Raw genomic sequence first — 18,866 nt, forward strand, 5'->3', positions numbered from 1 at the left:
GCCGCTCACGTGCGTTTACGCTGGGAAAATGGACCCACCGGTCGTCCAGTACATCCAGCGGGACGGACACGCGCTGGCGTATCAGGTGGTGGGCGGCGGCGCGCTGGACGTCGTGTGGCTGTTCGAGATCAACATGCACCTTGACCTCATGTGGACCGACCCTCAGATCCACTACCTGATGGAACGCGGCAGCACGTTCGCCCGCACCGCGTATTTCCAGCAGCGGGGGCTGGGACTGTCCGAACCGGTCGACCACCTGCCGACGCTCGAGGAGCAGGCCGACGACATCGTCGCGGTAATGGACGCGATCGGGATGCGCGAGGCAATGCTGGTGGGTGTGGCCAGCGCGAGCGGCGCCGTGGCACTCGTGGCGGCGCGGTCGCCGGAACGGGTCACCGGGGTGGTGCTGATCCAGCCGTTCGCCGAGCGGCTGATCGGCGGCGACCACGTACCGGACGGCTGGACGGCCACCGAGCGGGACCAGTTCGTCGCCGGATGGCGCGCGGCCACGGAGTCGTGGGGGTCGGGCGCCAGCGTGCCGCTGTGGGATCCCCGCGAGGATTCCCCGTTCAACCGGCGGCTGATGGCGATGCTCGAGCGGAACTCCGCGACGCCGGCCGTCGCGCGCGCCCACATGGAGTGGATCTTCCGCCTCGACTACTCGGACATTCTGCCGTCGATCCAGTGCCCGGCCCGGGTGCTGCTCGTCTCCGGCAGTCCCGTCCCCGCGACGGCCTCGCAGTACGTCGCCACCCATATTCCGCGCGGCACCTTCCACCTGCTGCCGCTTGCGCAGTGCGGCGCGTCACTCGGTGAGGCGTGGAAGCCGATCATCGACCACGTCGAGCAAGTCGCGACCGGCGGACACCCGACACCGGACGCCGGACAGTTCGTCGCGTCCGTGCTGTTCACCGACGTCGTCGGGTCGACGGAGATGCTCGCCCGGATCGGCGACGCCGCCTACCGCGAACTGCGCGCCACCCACGAACGGCAGGTCCGCGACGCGGTGGAGAACGCGGGCGGACGTCTCCTCAACGTGGCGGGCGACGGCACTTTCAGCATCTTCGACGGTCCCGCCGCGGCGGTCCGGTGCGCGCGGACTGTCGTCGACGACGCGTGCACCCTCGGCCTCGAGGTGCGGGCCGGCGTGCACACCGGACAGGTCGAGCGGAACGGACCCGACGTCAGCGGGATGACCGTCCACGTCGGCGCGCGCATCGGTTCCGCGGCCGGGGCCGGGGAGGTGCTGGTGTCGCGGACCGTGCGCGACCTCGTGGTGGGGTCGGGACTGCGGTTCGCCGACGTGGGCGAACGCGAACTCAAGGGCGTGCCGGGCCGGTGGCCCCTGTACTCGCTCACGGACGCAGACCACGCGCCCCGGACCGTTCCGCGGCTCGCTCCGAAGCTGAGCATGATCGACCAGGCCGTCCTGCGGACCGCGAAGCGGGCACCGCAGGCGCTGCGCGCACTCGTCGGCGTGGCCTATGCGAGGCAGCGGCGGCTGTCCCGCTGATCCGGCGAAGTGTCTCCTTTAGAGGACTACACGCGATGTGCTCGCGGACATAGCGTTTCACTCACTGTTGCCCCCGTCACACAGGAGTGATCATGAGCAGGCTGAAGTTCGGAACGTTTCTGGCGCCGATCCACACACCGGGTCACAATCCGACGCTGTTGTTGCAGCGCGACCTGGAGTTGGTCCAGTTGCTCGAGAGGCTGGGCTACGACGAGGCCTGGTTCGGGGAACATCATTCGGCGGGTTCCGAAATCTACGCCTCCCCGGAGATCATGATCGCCGCCGCCGGCGAACGGACCAGTCGCATCAAGCTGGGGACGGGCGTGACGTCGGTGTCGTACCACAATCCGCTGTGGGCAGCGGAGCGGATGGTGATGCTCGACCACCTGACCCACGGTCGCGTCCTGTTCGGCCTCGGTCCCGGGTCCCTGCCGACCGATGCGGCGATGCTCGGTCTGTCGCAGATCGACACCCGCGAACTGCTCGCGGAGAACACCGACATCATCATGCGTCTGCTGCGGGGTGAGACGGTGAGCGCGAAGACGCGGACCCATACCCTCGTCGACGCGTGCATTCAGATGGCGCCGTACTCGTCTCCCCTGTTCGACGTCGTCGTCGCCGCGATCGCCTCCCCCACGGGAGCGCGACTCGCGGGCCACCACGGCATCGGGCTGCTGTCGATCGCCGCCACACTGACGGCAGACGGATTCAGTGCTCTGCAACATCATTGGGGAATGCTCGAGGAATTCGCGACGCTCGCGGGCCGGAGCGAGGACGTCGATCGCTCGAAGTGGCGGCTGGTGGGTCCGTTCCACATCGCCGAGACGCGGGAACAGGCCTACCGCGACGTCGAGCACGGCATCGAACACTGGTTCAAGTACCTGCAGCACGTCGCCGCGTTCCCGCAGATGGCGGTCGAGGGCGAGAACAAGCGCGAGATGATCGACTTCATCAACAATTCCGGCATCGGCGTCATCGGCACCGCGGAGGAGGCCCGCGCACAGGTGCAGCGTCTCGTCGATCAGTCGGGCGGTTTCGGCACTCTCCTTCTGCAGGGACATGATTGGGCGAACCCCCAAGCCACCGCGCGGTCGTACGAGCTGTTCGCGCAGGACGTCATGCCGTTCTTCCAGGGCCAGGCGCAACCGCTGCTCGACGCGGACGAGCGGGCCCGCCGCGTGCGGGAGGGGCAGGCGGACGAGCACCGAAAGGCCGTCGCGCACATGACGAAGAAGTACGAGGCCGAGCTGGGACGGGTGTAGGACGATGGCCGAGATCAGCATTCAGAAGCAGTTCCCCGTCGGTGCCGACACGATCTGGGCCCGCGTCGGCGACCCGGGAACCATCGCCGAATGGATTCCGTCGGTGGCAACCGCCCGGATGGAGCAGGAAATCCGTCACATCGTCTTCGCCGACGGTCAGCCCGCCCGTGAGCGGATCGCCGAGCACAGCGACAGCGAACGCCGGTACACCTACGAGTACATCGACGGGCCACTGCCGTTGACGCACTACCGGTCCACCATCTCCGTGCTCGGCACGTCCGCGGAGTCCTGCACCGTGGATTGGGCCGCGACGTTCGCCGCCGACTCGGCGGAGGTCGAGTCGGAGCTGACGACGGCGATCGAGTCGATCTATCACGCTGCACTCGACGAGTTGTCGATCCTCGTCTCGAATCCGTCCGTCCGCGGATAGACCTTGTTCGGAGTCCGCCTTCCGTCGGCGGACTCCGAAAATTCAGCACCGAAGAAGGTAGCGATGCGAACCCCCACCTCCCCGCACATCACCGCCACGACCCCCGAACACATCCGGGACGCCTACCGCACCGTCCTCGGAAAATTCTGCACCGGCGTCGTCGCCGTCACCGCACGGGGCGACACCGGCGATCCCATCGGTTTGACCGTCGGTTCCTTCAGCTCCGCCTCCCTCGACCCCGCTCTCGTCGCATTCTTCGTCGGCCGGGGCTCCACCACCTTCCCCCAGGTGGCCGCATACGGCCGGTTCTGCGCCAACATCCTCGCCGCCGACCAGCACGAACTGGGCCGCACGTTCGCCCGCAGCGGCGCGGACAAATTCCGCGGAATCGACTGGACTCCTGCCACTACCGGGTCTCCGCGCCTCGCCGGCGCCCACGCCTGGGTCGACTGCCACATCGACCTCGTCCAGGCTGTCGGCGACCACGACCTCGTCGTCGGCCGGGTCGTCGAACTCGGTGCCACCGACACCCCCGACCCGCTGCTGTTCTACACATCCACGTTCCATCAGCTCACCCCCGCGAGCCCGGCATGACCACGGCGGAACCGGTTCCCTCCGTCGTCCGCTGTGCCGACGCCGTCGTCCCCACCGATCACGGCGCGTTCACCGCGATCGCCTACCGTTCGGCCACCGGGATCGAGCACCTGGCCATGGTGTTCGGCGATCCGGCCGTCGGCACCGCCCTGACCCGCGTCCACAGCGAATGCCTCACCGGCGACGTCCTCGGGTCGCGGCGCTGCGACTGCGGCCCGCAACTGTCCGCCGCGCTGGAGCGCATCGCCGACGCCGGCGCGGGGGTGCTGCTGTACCTGCGGGGGCACGAGGGCCGCGGCATCGGGCTGGCCGCGAAGATCGCCGCGTACCAACTCCAGGACCGGTTGGGCCTCGACACCGTCGACGCGAACCTTCGCCTCGGGTTGCCCGTCGACGCCCGCGACTACGCCGACGCCGCGGCCATCCTCCGCGACCTGCGCGTCGACCGCGTCGATCTGCTCAGCAACAACCCGGCCAAGGCCGCCGGACTCACCGCGGCCGGCATCACCGTTACGGGCACCACGCCGCTCGAGATCGCGCCGAACGATCACAACACCCGGTACCTCGCAACGAAGCGGGATCGTCTCGGCCACAACCTCACCCACGCCCATCTCGTCACCCACCACTGACACGTCAGGAGAAACCATGGAACGCGTCCCGTTGAGCCAGGTATTCGAGAAGATGTCGGTGATGCATTCCACCCCGCACTGGGCGGAGACATTCGACGACCTCGCCGAGGTCCTCGGCCCCGCCGGGTTCAGCGACGGGCGGGCGTGGGCGAAGTTCGCGACCCTGTGCCTGTCCGACGAGACGGACGTGCCGCCCTGGTGCCTGCTCGGGAAGACGCACGACGTCGCCGCGGCCGCGACGCTCGCACGGGACGCGGGCTGGGACGTGGGCGAACCGGCCGTCGGCGATCACGAATGCCGGGTGGTGCTGCGGTCACCCCACGGGTTGACCGTCATCGCCTATTCGCCGCTCACACCGTAGGTCGCCGGCCTCGCCGGAGCACGCACGCGGTCAGCGACGCCCGGTTCCGGAGACCGGTGGATTCGAAGATTCGGCTCACATACTTCTTCACGGTGAATTCGGACAGCGAGAGCACCTCGGCGATCTCGTTGTTGCTGAGGCCGTCGCTCACCAACTCGGCCACCTGCATCTGGCGCGGGGTCAGACTGCCCAGCGGATCGACGGCGTCGGCGTCTCCGGTCCCCGACAACAGCATCGACCTGCCCTGGGCGCGGAGTTGCCGGGCGAGAACCTGCACTGCCAGTGACTCACTCGCATCCCAGCTCCGTTCACGGTCGAACATCCCGACCAGCGCTTCACCGTCCGCGAACCGGAGGTGCAGCGCCGACGCCGTTCCCATTCCGTGCGGGTGCAGGTAGTCCTCGACGTAGGAGCGTTGCGGCGCGGGCAGCGCATGCAGGTGGTCCAGGGAAATGAAACCGTTATCGGTCAGCGAGCGGCGCGCCTCGGGGAGCGCGAAGATGTCCTTGTCCCGCCAGCGGGCGTGATACTCGTGCAGCAGCGGGGAGGCGGCACCCGTCAGCAGCGGTGCGGGGTCGGCGAAGATGTCGGCAAATGTCGGTCCGAAGAAGAACGTGACATCACGGACCCGGAACACCGTCGCAATGGACTCCACGACGGTCCGCTTGTAGTCGGCGGGCTCGTCGACGTCGCAGCACGATTCGAGAACCTCGAGGATCCCGTGCATCTGCGAGCGGGACAGCACGTCCCTCCAGGATCCGGTACCCATGTTCGCCTCCATCCCAGGTGAGTGGCAAAGCGTGCCCGACCACACTTTGCCACTCACGTCACCTCAGGCTGCCACAGTGGACCGGCTGGCAGCCGACTGCTGGACGTCCGAAGACGAGTACTTCCGGACGATCGCGACGAGGCACAGCAGCCCGACGGTTCCGGCGCCGGCGAGGAAGGCCCCGACCCGCCACGCGTTGGCGGCGTCGCCGTTGATGAGCAGCACCATGACCATCGGGGAGAAGCCACCGATGATGGCGGAGATCTGATAGCCGAGGGACGCCCCGGAGAACCGGATCTCGGGCGGGAACAGTTCCGCGAACAGCGTTCCCTGCGTTCCGGTCTGGAACGACATGACGATCACCGCTCCGAAGACGGCCAGCGCGAACGGCCACAGTTCGCCCTGGCTCGACTGTCCGATCATCAGCCACATCGGGATTCCCCACAGCAGCATCCCGGCGGTGCCGATGCCGAAGATCAGCTTGCGGCCGTAGAGGTCGGAGAGGTATCCGGCCAACGGGACCAGCGGAATCATCAGGACGCAGGCGGCGAGGATGAACCCGAGGACGGTGGATCGTTCGATCCCGAGGTACGTGGTGGCGAACTGCACGGAGCCGGTGATCATCGTGTAGAAGAAGATGACGCCGATGGCGTTCGCTCCGGCGGCGGTGAGGACGGTGCCGGGGTTCTTGCGCAGCACCTGCAGGATCGGCGACTTCCGTGCCACCGGCGCCTCGGCCAGCTTCTTCGACAGCTCCTGGAACTCGGGGGTCTCTTCCAGGTAGCGGTGGATGAGGAACGCGACCGGGAGCATCACGAGACTGATCCAGAACGGGATACGCCACGCCCAGGCGAGGAACGACTCGGAGTCGAATGCCGCTGTGATGACGAGGAAGACGACGTTTCCGAGGACGACGCCGATGGGCACGCCGAGTTGCGCGAAGCTGCCGTAGAACCCGCGACGTCCGGCGGGTGCGTTCTCGGTGGCGAGGAGGACGGCGCCGCCCCATTGCGCCCCGACCGCGAGACCCTGGCAGATCCGCAGCGTCACGAGAATCGTGGGTGCGAGCCACACGAGCTGGGTGTTGGGCACGAGACCGATCAGTGAGGTGGCGACGGCCATCATCACGATGGCGGCCACGAGAACGGGTTTGCGGCCGACCTTGTCGCCGAAGTGGCCGGCGAGCACACCGCCGACGGGCCGGGCGATGAACCCGACCGCCACGGTCGCGAACGAGTTGAGCGCGGCGACGACCTGGCTGTCGGTCGCGAAAAACGTTGTGTTGAAAACGAGTGCGGCCGCGGTGGCGTAGATGAAGAAGTCGTACCACTCGAGCGACGTCGAGATGGCGGCGGCGAAGGACGCGCGGGCCGCGCGTGGCTTCGGCGGACCCGCGTGCGAGGCGGTGGGCATGGTGGTCTCCTGCTCAGTCTTGGGCAATGGAACCGAACGTGTCTCGGAGGACGCGTTTGAGGATCTTGCCGCTCGGGTTCTTCGGTAGGGAGTCGGCGACGATCACGTATTTGGGCACCTTGTAGCCGGCGAGCCGTGTGCGGCAGTGCTCGACGACGTCCTTCTCGTCGAGTTCGACGCCGGTGGACGGGACCACGACGGCCGCGACCGCTTCGATCCACCGCGGGTGCGGCACCGCGAACACGGCGGCCTCACCGACGCCGTCGAGTTCGTACAGCGTTTCCTCGACCTCGCGGGTGGCGACGTTCTCGCCGCCGGTCTTGATCATGTCCTTCTTGCGGTCGACCACCCACAGGTATCCGTCCTCGTCGAGGTAGCCGAGGTCGCCGGAGTGGAACCAGCCGCCGGCGAACGCTTCCGCGGTCTTCTCGGGTTGTCCGAGGTAGCCGACGGTGGCGTGCGGGCTGCGGTGCACGATCTCACCGACCTCGCCCGCAGGCAGCGGCTGGTTGCGGTCGTCCACGATCCGCGTCTCCACGTTGAGCACCGGCTTCCCCGCCGAACCACCGCGTGTCTCTTGATCTTCCGGTCCGAGTGCCGTCGCGAGCGACGCCATTTCCGTCTGCCCGTAGAAGTTCCACAACCGGATGCCCGGCAGTCGGCGGTTCATCTCCCGCAGGATCTCCAGCGGCAGCGGCGACGCCCCGTAGTAGCCCTTGCGCAGCGACCGCAGGTCGGTGTTCTCGAAGTCGGGCGACTGCAGCAGCGAGATCCACACCGTCGGAGGGCAGAACAGATTGGTCACCTGCTCGGTCTCGATGGTGCGCAGCAGCACCCGGGGGTCGGGTCCGTCGACGATGATGCTCGTCGCGCCGAGATAGATATCGGTGCTGAGGAAGTTGTCGAGCTGAGCGCAGTGGTACAGCGGAAGTGCGTGCACCTCCACGTCTTCGCTGCTCATGCCGCCGGTGACGATGCAACTGATGTACTGCCACATCAGCGACCGGCTGGTGAGCATCGCCCCTTTCGGCCGCGATTCGGTGCCCGACGTGTACATGATGCGGACGACGTCGTCGTCCTCCACGAACACCTCGGGTGGCGAGGCGACCGCACCGTCCGTCCAGCCGGCCACCGAGACCCACCCGTCCGGAACCCCCGCCCCGGCCAGTGGGATCGCCGCCCGCACCCGGACGCTTCCCTTCGATTCCGTGAGCGCCGTCTCGGCGACGGGCACCAGCGCGTCCTCGACGACGAACGCGTCGGCGGCGCAGTCGTCGAGGATGTACCCGATCTCCCCGCCGGTGAGCATGAAGTTGATCGGGACGAGGACCACCCCGAGCCGGGCGGTCGCGAAGTTCAGCACCGGGTACTGCCAGCAGTTGTGCGACAGCAACGCCAGCCGGTCGCCCTGCTTCAGCCCCTCGGCGTGCAGAGCCGCAGCGACGCGGTCGATCACGGCGTCGAATTCGGCGAACGTGAGCCGGACGTCGCGGTGCACCACGGCGAGCTTGTGCGGGAAGCGCGCCGCGGACCGACGTGGAATGTCGCCGATGCTCTGCTGCCGGGCGCGCGTCCTGTCGTCGGTCACCCGCGGACTTCTTTCAGGACCGGCGTGGCGGCGAACTCGGCGCGGGCGAGCGAGCGGCGGTGCACCTGGTCGGGGCCGTCGGCGATCTGCAGGAACCGGGCCTGCGCGTACAGGACGGGCAGGATCGTGTCCTGCGACAGGCCTGCGCCGCCGAAGATCTGCATCGCGTCGTCGACGATCCGCTTGACGGTCAGCGGGACCATCACCTTGGCGGCGGCGATGTCGTGGCGGGCCGCCTTGGTGCCCTCGACGTCCATCCGCCACGCGGCCCGCAGCACCAGCAAACGGGCGGCGTCGAGGTGGATCCGCGCGTCCGCGACGGTCGCCTGCACGACGCCCTCGTCCGCGAGGGGCTTGCCGAACGCGACGCGGGTGCGGGCGCGTTCGGTCATCAGCGCGATGGCCCGCTCGGCCATCCCGATCAGGCGCATGCAGTGGTGGATGCGCCCCGGACCGAGCCGGGCCTGCGCGACGGCGAAGCCCTTGCCGCGCGGACCGAGGAGGTTCGCCTTGGGGACGCGGACCTTGTCGAAGACGACCTCGCCGTGACCGCCCTCGTGGCGGTCGGCGAAACCGAGCACGGTGGTGGACCGGACGATCGTCAGTCCGGGCGTGTCCATCGGGACGAGAACGATGCTGTGCCGGTTGCCGATCGGGGCGTCGGGGTCGGTGACGCCCATGACCATGGCCACCCGGCAGTCGTCGCGCAGCGCCGCGGTCGACCACCACTTGCGGCCGGTCAGTACCCAGTCGTCGCCGTCCTCGGCGATCTCGAGTCGGACGTTGTTGGCGTCCGAACTCGCGACGTCCGGTTCGGTCATCGAGAAGCACGAGCGGAATTCGCCGTCGAGCAGCGGCGCGAGCCATTCTTCCTTCTGCTCGTCGGTGCCGTAGAGGTGCAGCAGTTCCATGTTGCCGGTGTCCGGCGGGTTGCAGTTGAACGCCTCGGGGGCGATCAACGGGCTCCAGCCGGTGAGTTCGGCGAGCGGTGCGTACTCGAGATTGGTCAGGCCTGCGCCCTCGCGGGCGGGGAGGAAGAGGTTCCACAGGCCCTCGCGTTTGGCGGCGGCCTTCAGGTCGGCGACGATCGGCGGCGCGCCCCAGTGGTCCGGCTTGGACGCGAGCTGTTCCTCGGCGATGGCCTCGGCGGGCAGCACCCGCTCCTGCATGAACTTCGTCAGCTTCGCCTGCAGTTCCACGACTTTCGGGCTGTACTCGAATTCCACTTCCGTGGCTCCAATCTGTTTCGGTGATGCCGCGGTCAGCGGCGAAGCTCGGACACGGGTGATGCCGCGGCGAGGTCGAGCGCGCGCTGGAACAGCGGGCCGACCATGTCGCCGACGTCGTCGAACCCGCCACCGACGGTGTCGCCCTGCGCGTGCCGGGCGTGGATGCCCTCGAGGATGACGGCGATCTTGAAGTCGGCGAACACCGTGTACCAGTCGATGTCGGGGATCTCGATGCCGCGCTTGCCGGCGTAGCGGTCGAGAAGTTCGGCGCGGGTGGGGAATCCGTCCAGGCGGGCGAGGCCCTTGGTCACCGGGTTGTCGACCGCACCGGGCTGGTCCCAGAAGCTCAGCATGATCCCGACGTCGGCGAGGGTGTCGCCGAGGGTCGCCATTTCCCAGTCCAGGACGGCGACGATCTTCCCGGCGTCACCGCGGGACGCGAGCACGTTGTCGAGTTTGACGTCGCCGTGGACGATGCCCGGGAGGTGTGAGGTGGGCAGCGCGCGGCGCAGCTTGTCGAGCAGCACGGCCACCTCGGGGCGGTCGGCGGCGCGCGAGGCCTCCCATTGCCGTGACCAGCGGTCGAGTTGGCGTTCCAGGTAGCCGTCGGGGCGGCCGAACGAGCCGAGCCCGACCGCGTCCGGGTCGACGTCGTGGAGCGCGGCGAGGGTGTCGGCCAGATCCAGTCCGAGCCGGCGACGCTCGCCGGGAGTGAGCGCGGACGCCTGCTCGACGGTTCCGACGGGCGTGCCGTCCACCAGTTCCATGAGGTAGAACGACGCGCCGAGCACGGCCGCGTCCTCGCACAGCAGCACGGCTTCGGGCACCGGGACGGCGGTTCCGGCCAGCCCCCGGATCACGGTGAACTCGCGTTTCATGTCGTGGGCGCTCGGCAGGACGTGCCCGTACGGGGGCCGGCGCAGGACCCACGTCCGGTCGGCGTCGGCGACCCGGTAGGTGGGGTTGGAGCGGCCGCCGCTGATGAGCGAGACGGTGAGGTCGCCGCTCACGCCGCCGTCGAGTGCGCCGTCGAGGTAGTGGGCGAGGGCGGTGAGATCGACGCCTGCCGAATCCTCCCGGCCCTCGTGGGTGTCCGCTTCGGCGTGGGACGTCGTCATCCGCTGCGTCCTTTCCAGTCCTTCGATGTTCAGCCAAACGCTCGTTCGGCCAGTTCCCATCATCAGCCGAACGAGCTCCGGAAGTCAATATCCCGATATTCTGCAATTAATCACTGAGAGTCCCGAAAATCGAAGCGCTTGCCAAGCGATCGTTCAGTTGGCATGATCCACGGGAAGTGATGCACGTCTCATCCGCCTCGAAAGGTCAGGACACCTATGACGGACCAGTTGACCGGGTCTGCAGCCACCACCGAATGGCGGGCCGAAGACCGCATCCGAGCGCGTCGCGCCGCGATCGCAGGCGGAGTGGGCACCCTCATCGAGTACTACGACTTCAGCCTGTACGGCTACCTCGCGATCGTGATGGCCCCGCTGTTCTTCCCCAGCAGCGACCCGGCCACCGCGCTGCTGTCCGCGCTCGCCGTGTTCGGCACCGCGTACCTCATGCGCCCGCTCGGCGGCATCGTGTTCGGGCACATCGGCGACCGGTTCGGACGGAAGAAGGCCCTCCTCGCGACGCTCGTCTGCATGGGCCTCGGCAGCATGGCGATGGGATTCCTGCCCACCCACGCGCAGGCCGGGATCTGGGCCACGGTGCTGCTCGTTGTCGTCCGGATGGTCCAGGGATTCTCGGCCGGCGGCGAGGTCGGCGGCTCGGCCACGTTCATCTCCGAATCGGCGCCGCGGCATCTCAAGGCCACCTACGGCGCGTTCACCCCGCTCGGCTCCACGATGGGGTTCGCGATGGCCGCCGCGGTCGCGGGCACGGTGTCGGCGTTCACCACCGACGTGCAACTCGAGAGCTGGGGATGGCGGGTCCCGTTCCTGCTCGCGCTGCCGCTGACGCTGCTCTGCCTGTGGGCCCGCACCCGGGTCGAGGAAACCCACGGTGAGGACGCCGATTCCGGACCGGCTCAGGCGCCCGTCGTCGCCGTCTTCCGGCGTCAGCCGCTCGCACTCCTGCAGTCGGTCGGAATCAGTGTGGCGTGCAACGGAACGGCGTACATCGGCCTCACCTACATGAGCATCCATCTGATGAAGAGCCTCGGCTACGAACGCACCCCGGTCTACTGGATCGCGACCGCGGTCATCGGCGTCGTCGCACTCGCGATGCCGCTCGGCGGCATCCTCGCCGACCGCATCGGACGGTTGCGGTTCACCGTGATCAGCTTCGCCGGATTCGCGATCGTCACCTACCCCGCCATGGCCGTCATGCACCACAGCCTGTGGATCGCGGCGATCGCGTATCTGCTGATCATGGTCAACACCATCGGAGCCCAGGTCGGCTCGTACACGCTCATGCCGCTGCTGTTCGACAAGGACGTCCGCTTCACCGGTGTCGCGATGGGCTGGAACCTCGGTGTCGTCATCGCCGGCGGCACCGCCCCCTTCGTCGCCGTCTGGCTCGTGGCGAAGACCGGAAACATCCTCTCCCCCGCCGTTTTCGTGATCGTGGCGGCGGTGATCGGACTGATCTCGGTGGCCGGTGTGGCACGCCGGTCCAAGGTCGCGCAGGAGCAACTCGGCTGACGCCGAGACGAATTCACCACCCGAGATCCACCACGAATGGGAGTAACCATGTATCCCGGCGCTCATGCTGCCACCACACCCGACAAGCCGGCCGTGATCATGGCAGGCACCGGGCAGACGGTCACCTTCGCCGAACTCGAGTCCCGCTCGGTCCGCATCGCCCGCCACCTGCACGCCCTCGGGTTGCGCCGCGGGGATCACGTCGCAGTTCTGGCGACGAACACCCCCGCGATCTTCGACATCTACTGGGCCGCCATGCGTTCCGGGCTCTACCTCACCATGGTGAACTGGCATCTCACGCCACCGGAGATCGCGTACGTCGTCGACGATTGCGGTGCCGGAGCGCTGATCGTCGATGCCGCACTCGACGCGGTCGCCGGTGAACTTCCCGCCCTCACCCCCGGGGTCGAGCACCGGCTGGCGTTCGGGGGAACGATTCCCGGCTACGCCTCGCTCGACGACGCCGCGGCCGCGGAGTCCGACGTTCCGCTGCCCGACCAGCCGCGCGGGGCGGACATGCTGTACTCGTCCGGCACCACCGGCCGCCCGAAGGGCATCAAACCGGAGTTGCCCGCACGGCAGATCCAGGACCCGGGCGACACCATGACCGGGATGAACGCGACGGTGTGGGGAGTCACGCCCGACACCGTCTACCTGTCACCCGCCCCGCTGTATCACGCCGCACCGCTCCGCACGTGCGCGTCGGTGCAGGCCCTCGGCGGCACCGTCGTCGTGATGGACCGCTTCGACGCCGAGAAGGCGCTCGCGTACATCGAGAAGTTCCGCGTCACCTACAGCCAGTGGGTGCCCACGATGTTCGTCCGCATGCTGAAACTGCCCGCGCAGACGCGGGAGAAGTACGACGTGTCGAGCCTGCGCGTCGCCGTGCACGCCGCTGCCCCGTGCCCGGTGGACGTGAAGCGGCAGATGATCGAGTGGTGGGGTCCGATCCTGTCGGAGTACTACTCGTCCACCGAACTCAACGGCATGACCCTGGTGAACTCGGAGGAATGGCTGCGCAGGCCCGGGACCGTCGGCCGCGCCGCGCTCGGCGTCGCGCACATCTGCGGCGACGACGGTGCCGACCTCGCACCCGGCCAGGTCGGCACCCTCTATTTCGAACGCGACACCCTGCCGTTCGAATATCACAACGCCCCCGAGAAGACACGCGACGCCCAGCACCAGCAGCACCCGACGTGGACCACCACCGGCGACGTCGGCTACCTCGACGAGGACGGGTACCTGTTCCTCACCGACCGGAAGTCGTTCATGATCATCTCCGGCGGCGTCAACATCTATCCGCAGGAGATCGAGAACACCCTCACCGAACATCCCGCCGTCCTCGACGTCGCCGTGATCGGGGTCCCCGACGAGGAGATGGGCGAATCGGTGCTGGCCGTGGTCCAGACCGTTCCGGACGTGACCGGGGACGACGCGCTGGCCGGGGAACTCCTCGACCACGTGCGGGGACGGCTCGCCCGGTTCAAGGTCCCGCGGAACCTCGTCTTCAGCGACGACCTCCCCCGCACCCCCACGGGGAAGCTCGTCAAGGGCACGCTACGAGATCGCTACGCCGCCGGGGTGCACGCCTGAACCGTCAGCCGGCGACCGGTTCCGGCCGGCGCCGGCGGTCGAGCAGGACCGCGACGGTGAGGACGACGAGTCCGGCGACGCCGAGGAGCGCGCCCACGGCGGCCGGGGCGGTGTAGCCGTAGCCGGCGGCGATCACGACACCACCGATCCACGCACCACCCGCGTTGGCCAGGTTGAACGCGCCGTGGATCAGCGTCGACGCCAGCGTCTTCGCGTCACCCGCAGAGTCCATCAACCGTGCCTGGACGGACGGGAAGATCGCGGTCACCGCCATGCCGATGAAGAACAGCACGACCAGCGCCGTCACCGGGTTGTGCGCGGCGGCGATGAACAGCGCGAGGACGAGGATCAGGGCGATCATGCACCCGAACAGCCCGGGCACCACCGCGCTGTCGGCGATGCGTCCGCCGATGACGTTGCCGAGGATCATCCCCGAGCCGAACAGCATCAACGCGACCGGAACCATCGAGTGCGGCAGCCCGGACACGTCGGTGAGCGTCGAACTGATGTAGGTGTACACCGCGAACGAGCCACCGAAGCCGACCGTCGCGAAGATCAGCGTCATCCACACCTGCACCCGGCGCAGCGCCCCGAGTTCGGCGACCGGGTTGCTCACGTGCACCCCGGCCAGCGGCGGGACGAGGCGTGCCAACGCCACCAGCGTCACGATTCCGATGATCACCACGAGCACGAACGCGGACCGCCAGCCGAGGATCTGGCCGAAGAACGCCGTCGCAGGCACCCCGATCACGTTCGCGACCGACAGGCCCATCATCACCGTCGCGACCGCCTTGGCCCGCTTGCCCGGTTCCGCGAGGTGCGCGGCGACCAGCGCGGCGACCCCGAAGTACGCACCGTGCGGCAGGCCGGCGAGGAACCGGGCGGCGAGCAGCGTCTCGTATCCGGGCGCGAGGGCGGTCGCGAGATTGCCGATGACGAACGTGGCCATCAGCGCGATCAGCAGTGTGCGCCGCTCGACGCGCGCGGCCAGCGCCGCGATCGTGGGCGCGCCGACGACGACGCCGAGCGCGTACGCGGACACGAAGTGCCCGGCCACCGGCTCCGACACCCCGGTGCCCGCCGCCATCGCCGGCAGCAGTCCCATGGATGCGAATTCCGTTGTGCCGATGCCGAATCCACCGAGCGCCAGCGCCAGCATCGCGCCGCGCCGGCTCGGTGACGGAATCCGCGGCCGCCGAGACGTCGAAGGAGCGGCGACCGCGGGTTCGGTGAGTGCAGCGGAGGGCGGCGTCATGGCAGCAGGACTCCCATCGGGGCAGATCGTAGGTTCGGCGAACACATGTCGTGGGCTCGCCTGAGGAAAGCGCCGGGCCGAGATCGTGGCAAACCGGCTCGTCCCAGTATGGGTGAGGCCGCAAGCGAATTAACAATCCACCCGGGAGTGATTCCACTCACCGGGTACGCAGGTGAGACGTGGGCCGGCGCACCCGACCGGAGCGACCTACGTCACGTGATGTGCTGCAGGATCACCGTGTGGACGTGGTGGGCCTTGTCCATGCCGCGGAAATCGGCCTCGTACGTGGTCTGGGCGACGTCGACGGCGATGCTGCTGGACGAGAAGAACTGGCCTGCCCACGACTTGTTGCTGAGGAACGACACGGACCGGATGTTCTTGTAGGGGATCGACGTGATCGCGGTGCGCTTGCCGACGAAGCTCTTGTCCTGGATCACGACGCGCAGGTTCGTGATCGCGAGGAAGCCGGTGCCCGCGCCGATGCAGTCGTACACGGCGATGATCGTCTCGCCGGGCAGAATCCCCTGCTGGACCTGCTTCAGCTGTTCCGACTTGTCGAAGATCGGGTCGGTCACGGCTCCTCCTTCGACGTCGGTGCAGACTCGTCCGTCGGTGCAGACTCGTTCATCGTCCCAGAAAGTTCGTCGAAGGTGACGTGAATTCCCTGGCGCGGGACCGCGCGTTGCGCCTTCGCCTGGTCGGTGAACGTCCGCTTGTCGCCCTCCACGAGTTCCGCCTTGTCGGTGAACGGCACGAGCAGCGCCCGCGGATGCAGCCTGTCGACGCGGACGACGTTGATCTCCACGCACACGACGACGGCCGCGGCGGCGAGGAAGAGGAAGGCCAGCAGCCCCAGCACGACGGCGAACACCCCGTTCGTCACGGACGCGGTGCTCACCACCTTGCTGACGTAGTACGCACCGAACGACTGCAGCACCTGCCACAGCACGGCCGCCGCGACGGCGCCGGGGGCCACGTCGGCGACGGACAGCGGCCGGGCCGTGGCGAGCCGGAACGCGAGGACGAAGATCACCGAGTTGATCGCGATCGCGGCGAGCGTCAGCAGCACCGTGAACGAACCGGACAGGTGCGTCGCGGCACCGATCCCGGCGACCGCGGCCGTCCCCAGAATTGCGAGCCCGATCGTGCCGAGCAGCAGCAGACCCCGCAGCCGGCCGCGGAGCGGGTCAGGACGCATGTTGCGGGGAACCGACCACGCCGTGTTCATGGCGTTCTGGCAGGCCAGCGCCACGCCGAGGCCGCCGTAGAGGGCTCCGACCAGTCCGATCACCAGGCCGGTCACTCCGCCGCCGATCCGGTGCGGGTCGGCCAGGTCGGCTCCGATGACGGGGAACTGACTGACCGCCGAGTCGATGATGTCCTGCTGCAGTTCGGGATGCCCGGACAACACGAACCCGAGCACCGTGGACAGCAGCAGCAGGAGGGGAAACAGCGAGATGAACCCGTAGTAGGCGATCAACGCCGCGAGGTACACGCCCTGATCGTCGAGGAACTTGTACGCGACGGCGATCGGGAAACCCATCGCCGGATATCGCTGCTGGAGAGCGTCGAGTCTTCGGGCGAATTTCATGCGATCAGACGGCCGGTTTCACCATCGCGAGGGCGAGGTCGGCGTAGCGCTCGGCGAGTTCTTCGGGTTTCAGAGGACCGTCGGCGTGCCACCACGTGCACACCGACTGCCCCATGTTGATGATGCCGCGAACCGCGTCCCGCGGGTATTCGGTCGCGAAGTCGCCCTCCTCGACACCACGCTCGATGACGTCGCGGAAGAGGTGCTCCTGTTCGTCGCGGAGGGCGACGACGAGTCGGCGGCCCGGGTCGTCGAGGCTGCGGATCTCGGTGGCACCGACCATCGCGTCCCGCTGCCGGGTGGTGTGGAACATGACCCACGCCCGCATCAGCGCCTGCAACTGGTCGGCGGGAACACCGCCCGAACGCAGCAGCGCGCCCCGGGTCATCGCGATGGCGTCGTGCAGTGCGCGCACCATGATGTCCTGCAGGATCTCCTGCTTCGACGCGAAGTGGTGGTAGATCGACGCGACGGTGATGTCGGCGCCGCGCGCGATGTCGCGCATGGACGTGCCGTGATAGCCGCGTTCGTTCATGTTGGCGACAGCGGAGTCGAGGATCACCTGCCGCCCGGTACCCGTGCTCGTAGCGGCCACCTTTGCAGCGCACATCCCTGGTACTCCGTCCCCGCTCCGATCGTCACACGACCACACCAGAGTAGTGGGTCCCGTCACAGATTCCGCTCTAGCGATCGTTCGGTAGCAATGTCATGCTGGTGCGATGGATCACATCGGACTCGCCGTCGCCGACGGCATCGCGACGATCACCCTGAACCGGCCCGACCAGCTCAACGCATTCACCACCACGATGGAGAACGAGCTGATCGCCGCATACGACCAGCTCGACGCGGACGACACGGTCCGGGCGATCGTGCTCACCGGAGCCGGACGAGCGTTCTGCGCGGGTGCCGACCTGTCGGCGGGTGCCGCGACGTTCGACCAGTGGCAGGACGAGGACGAGGGCGCCGACGCCCGCCGCGACGGTGGCGGCCGGGTGGTGCTCCGGATGTTCGAATCCCGCAAGCCGATCATCGCCGCGATCAACGGGCCCGCCGTGGGCGTCGGCATCACGATGACCCTCGCCGCCGACTTCCGTCTCGCCGCCGACGACGCCCGCATCGGATTCGTGTTCAACCGCCGCGGCATCGTGCCCGAATCCTGCTCGACGTGGTTCCTCCCGCGCCTCGTGCCGCTGCAGACGGCGCTCGACTGGGTGTACTCCGGCCGGGTGTTCCCCGCCACCGAGGCCCTCGACGCCGGCCTCGTCTACAGGCTGTACCCGCGCGAATCCCTGCTCGACGAGGCCTACGCGCTGGCCCGGAGCCTCACCGAGCACTCCGCCCCGGTGTCCGTGGCGCTGTCCCGCCAGATGATGTGGCGGGCACTCGGCGCCGAGCACCCGATGATCGCGCACCGCGTCGAAACCCGCGGCATCAACATCCGCGGCATCGGGCCGGACGCGCGGGAAGGCATCTCCGCGTTCCTCGAGAAACGGCCCGCCGTGTTCCCCGACAGCGTCCGCGACGACCTGCCGGACGTGTTCGGCGAAGACCTCCCGACCCCGGCGTTCCGCGGATGACCGCCGCACAGCCGGCCCGGCCGGCCGTCGTCGACCGCTGGCATCACGTCGTCGACCACCGCGACCTCGCCGCACTCGACGCCCTGATCGCGGACGACGCCGTGTTCTCCTCCCCCGCGGTCTTCACTCCGCAGGAAGGGAAGCCGAAGGTCCTGGCCTACCTCGGCGCCGCCCTGACCGTCTTCGACGGCACCGGATTCCGGTACGTCGAGGAGTGGTACGGCGACCGTTCGGCGGTCCTGGAATTCGCCACCGAACTCGACGGCATCCATGTCAACGGCATCGACCTGATCCACTGGAACGACCGCGATCAGATCACGTCGTTCAAGGTGATGGTTCGGCCCGTGAAGGGCCTGCAGGCGCTCATCCCACTGATGGCCGCCCAGCTGTCCCAGTCGTAAATCCCTGCGTTCC

General features: G+C 68.3%; 18 protein-coding genes and 1 pseudogene. 10 read left to right on the forward strand and 9 right to left on the reverse strand.

Annotated elements, in window-relative coordinates; genetic code table 11:
- Window positions 1-28: 28 nt before the first annotated feature.
- From JWS13_RS23195 to JWS13_RS23220, 6 genes and pseudogenes are all read left to right on the forward strand, one after another.
- Window positions 29-1,513 (forward strand): adenylate/guanylate cyclase domain-containing protein, encoded by a 1,485-nt coding sequence (locus JWS13_RS23195; protein WP_206007643.1) that lies wholly within the window; start codon window positions 29-31, stop codon window positions 1,511-1,513.
- 92 nt (window positions 1,514-1,605) lie between these two features.
- The gene (locus JWS13_RS23200; RefSeq protein ID WP_206007644.1) at window positions 1,606-2,775 is read left to right on the forward strand and encodes an LLM class flavin-dependent oxidoreductase; all 1,170 of its coding nucleotides are present in this window, start codon (window positions 1,606-1,608) and stop codon (window positions 2,773-2,775) included.
- Window positions 2,776-2,779: 4 nt separating this feature from the next.
- Window positions 2,780-3,205, forward strand: a complete 426-nt coding sequence (locus JWS13_RS23205; RefSeq protein ID WP_206007645.1) for an SRPBCC family protein — start codon at window positions 2,780-2,782, stop codon at window positions 3,203-3,205.
- A gap of 63 nt (window positions 3,206-3,268) precedes the next feature.
- Window positions 3,269-3,799: a flavin reductase family protein gene (locus JWS13_RS23210; RefSeq protein ID WP_206007646.1), complete on the forward strand. Its 531-nt coding sequence runs from the start codon at window positions 3,269-3,271 to the stop codon at window positions 3,797-3,799.
- Between the two features lie 23 nt (window positions 3,800-3,822).
- Window positions 3,823-4,428: pseudogene (locus JWS13_RS23215) on the forward strand (GTP cyclohydrolase II); the annotation flags it as partial.
- A gap of 16 nt (window positions 4,429-4,444) precedes the next feature.
- Window positions 4,445-4,789, forward strand: coding sequence for a hypothetical protein (locus JWS13_RS23220; protein WP_206007648.1), 345 nt, complete (start codon window positions 4,445-4,447; stop codon window positions 4,787-4,789).
- Here JWS13_RS23220 and JWS13_RS23225 read toward each other — a convergent pair.
- The 5 genes from JWS13_RS23225 to JWS13_RS23245 form a co-directional block, all read right to left on the reverse strand.
- The gene (locus JWS13_RS23225) at window positions 4,779-5,558 is read right to left on the reverse strand and encodes a helix-turn-helix transcriptional regulator (RefSeq protein ID WP_206007649.1); all 780 of its coding nucleotides are present in this window, start codon (window positions 5,556-5,558) and stop codon (window positions 4,779-4,781) included. The genes JWS13_RS23220 and JWS13_RS23225 overlap by 11 nt on opposite strands.
- Window positions 5,559-5,621: 63 nt before the next feature.
- Window positions 5,622-6,971 (reverse strand): MFS transporter, encoded by a 1,350-nt coding sequence (locus JWS13_RS23230; RefSeq protein WP_206007650.1) that lies wholly within the window; start codon window positions 6,969-6,971, stop codon window positions 5,622-5,624.
- Between the two features lie 13 nt (window positions 6,972-6,984).
- The gene (locus tag JWS13_RS23235; RefSeq protein ID WP_206007651.1) at window positions 6,985-8,559 is read right to left on the reverse strand and encodes an acyl-CoA synthetase; all 1,575 of its coding nucleotides are present in this window, start codon (window positions 8,557-8,559) and stop codon (window positions 6,985-6,987) included.
- Window positions 8,556-9,785, reverse strand: a complete 1,230-nt coding sequence (locus JWS13_RS23240) for an acyl-CoA dehydrogenase family protein (RefSeq protein ID WP_206007652.1) — start codon at window positions 9,783-9,785, stop codon at window positions 8,556-8,558. Before JWS13_RS23240 ends, JWS13_RS23235 begins: the two co-directional genes overlap by 4 nt.
- 35 nt (window positions 9,786-9,820) lie before the next feature.
- Window positions 9,821-10,906, reverse strand: a complete 1,086-nt coding sequence (locus JWS13_RS23245; RefSeq protein WP_206007653.1) for a phosphotransferase family protein — start codon at window positions 10,904-10,906, stop codon at window positions 9,821-9,823.
- Window positions 10,907-11,122: 216 nt separating this feature from the next.
- Between JWS13_RS23245 and JWS13_RS23250 the strand changes: the two genes are divergently transcribed.
- Window positions 11,123-12,436: an MFS transporter gene (locus JWS13_RS23250; RefSeq protein ID WP_206007654.1), complete on the forward strand. Its 1,314-nt coding sequence runs from the start codon at window positions 11,123-11,125 to the stop codon at window positions 12,434-12,436.
- A 48-nt stretch (window positions 12,437-12,484) separates the two neighbouring features.
- Window positions 12,485-14,029: an acyl-CoA synthetase gene (locus JWS13_RS23255; RefSeq protein ID WP_206011696.1), complete on the forward strand. Its 1,545-nt coding sequence runs from the start codon at window positions 12,485-12,487 to the stop codon at window positions 14,027-14,029.
- Between the two features lie 4 nt (window positions 14,030-14,033).
- Here JWS13_RS23255 and JWS13_RS23260 read toward each other — a convergent pair whose 3' ends face one another.
- The 4 genes from JWS13_RS23260 to JWS13_RS23275 all read right to left on the reverse strand — a co-directional run bounded on the left by JWS13_RS23260 (window position 14,034) and on the right by JWS13_RS23275 (window position 17,485).
- A complete protein-coding gene (locus JWS13_RS23260) occupies window positions 14,034-15,188 on the reverse strand; it encodes an MFS transporter (RefSeq protein ID WP_206011697.1) in 1,155 nt (384 codons plus the stop codon).
- A 308-nt stretch (window positions 15,189-15,496) separates the two neighbouring features.
- A complete protein-coding gene (locus JWS13_RS23265; protein ID WP_087561913.1) occupies window positions 15,497-15,859 on the reverse strand; it encodes a PH domain-containing protein in 363 nt (120 codons plus the stop codon).
- Window positions 15,856-16,875, reverse strand: a complete 1,020-nt coding sequence (locus JWS13_RS23270) for a YihY/virulence factor BrkB family protein (RefSeq protein ID WP_206007655.1) — start codon at window positions 16,873-16,875, stop codon at window positions 15,856-15,858. The genes JWS13_RS23265 and JWS13_RS23270 overlap by 4 nt, the downstream gene beginning before the upstream one ends.
- 4 nt (window positions 16,876-16,879) lie before the next feature.
- Entirely contained in the window at window positions 16,880-17,485 is a 606-nt protein-coding gene (locus JWS13_RS23275; protein WP_087561911.1) for a TetR/AcrR family transcriptional regulator, read from the reverse strand.
- A gap of 109 nt (window positions 17,486-17,594) precedes the next feature.
- Between JWS13_RS23275 and JWS13_RS23280 the strand changes: the two genes are divergently transcribed.
- Window positions 17,595-18,452 (forward strand): crotonase/enoyl-CoA hydratase family protein, encoded by an 858-nt coding sequence (locus JWS13_RS23280; RefSeq protein WP_206007656.1) that lies wholly within the window; start codon window positions 17,595-17,597, stop codon window positions 18,450-18,452.
- Entirely contained in the window at window positions 18,449-18,853 is a 405-nt protein-coding gene (locus JWS13_RS23285; protein ID WP_124392032.1) for a nuclear transport factor 2 family protein, read from the forward strand. The genes JWS13_RS23280 and JWS13_RS23285 overlap by 4 nt, the downstream gene beginning before the upstream one ends.
- Window positions 18,854-18,866: the final 13 nt, after the last annotated feature.

It is taken from the genome of Rhodococcus pseudokoreensis, from assembly GCF_017068395.1.
In the GTDB taxonomy this organism is placed as follows: Bacteria; Actinomycetota; Actinomycetes; order Mycobacteriales; family Mycobacteriaceae; genus Rhodococcus_F; species Rhodococcus_F pseudokoreensis.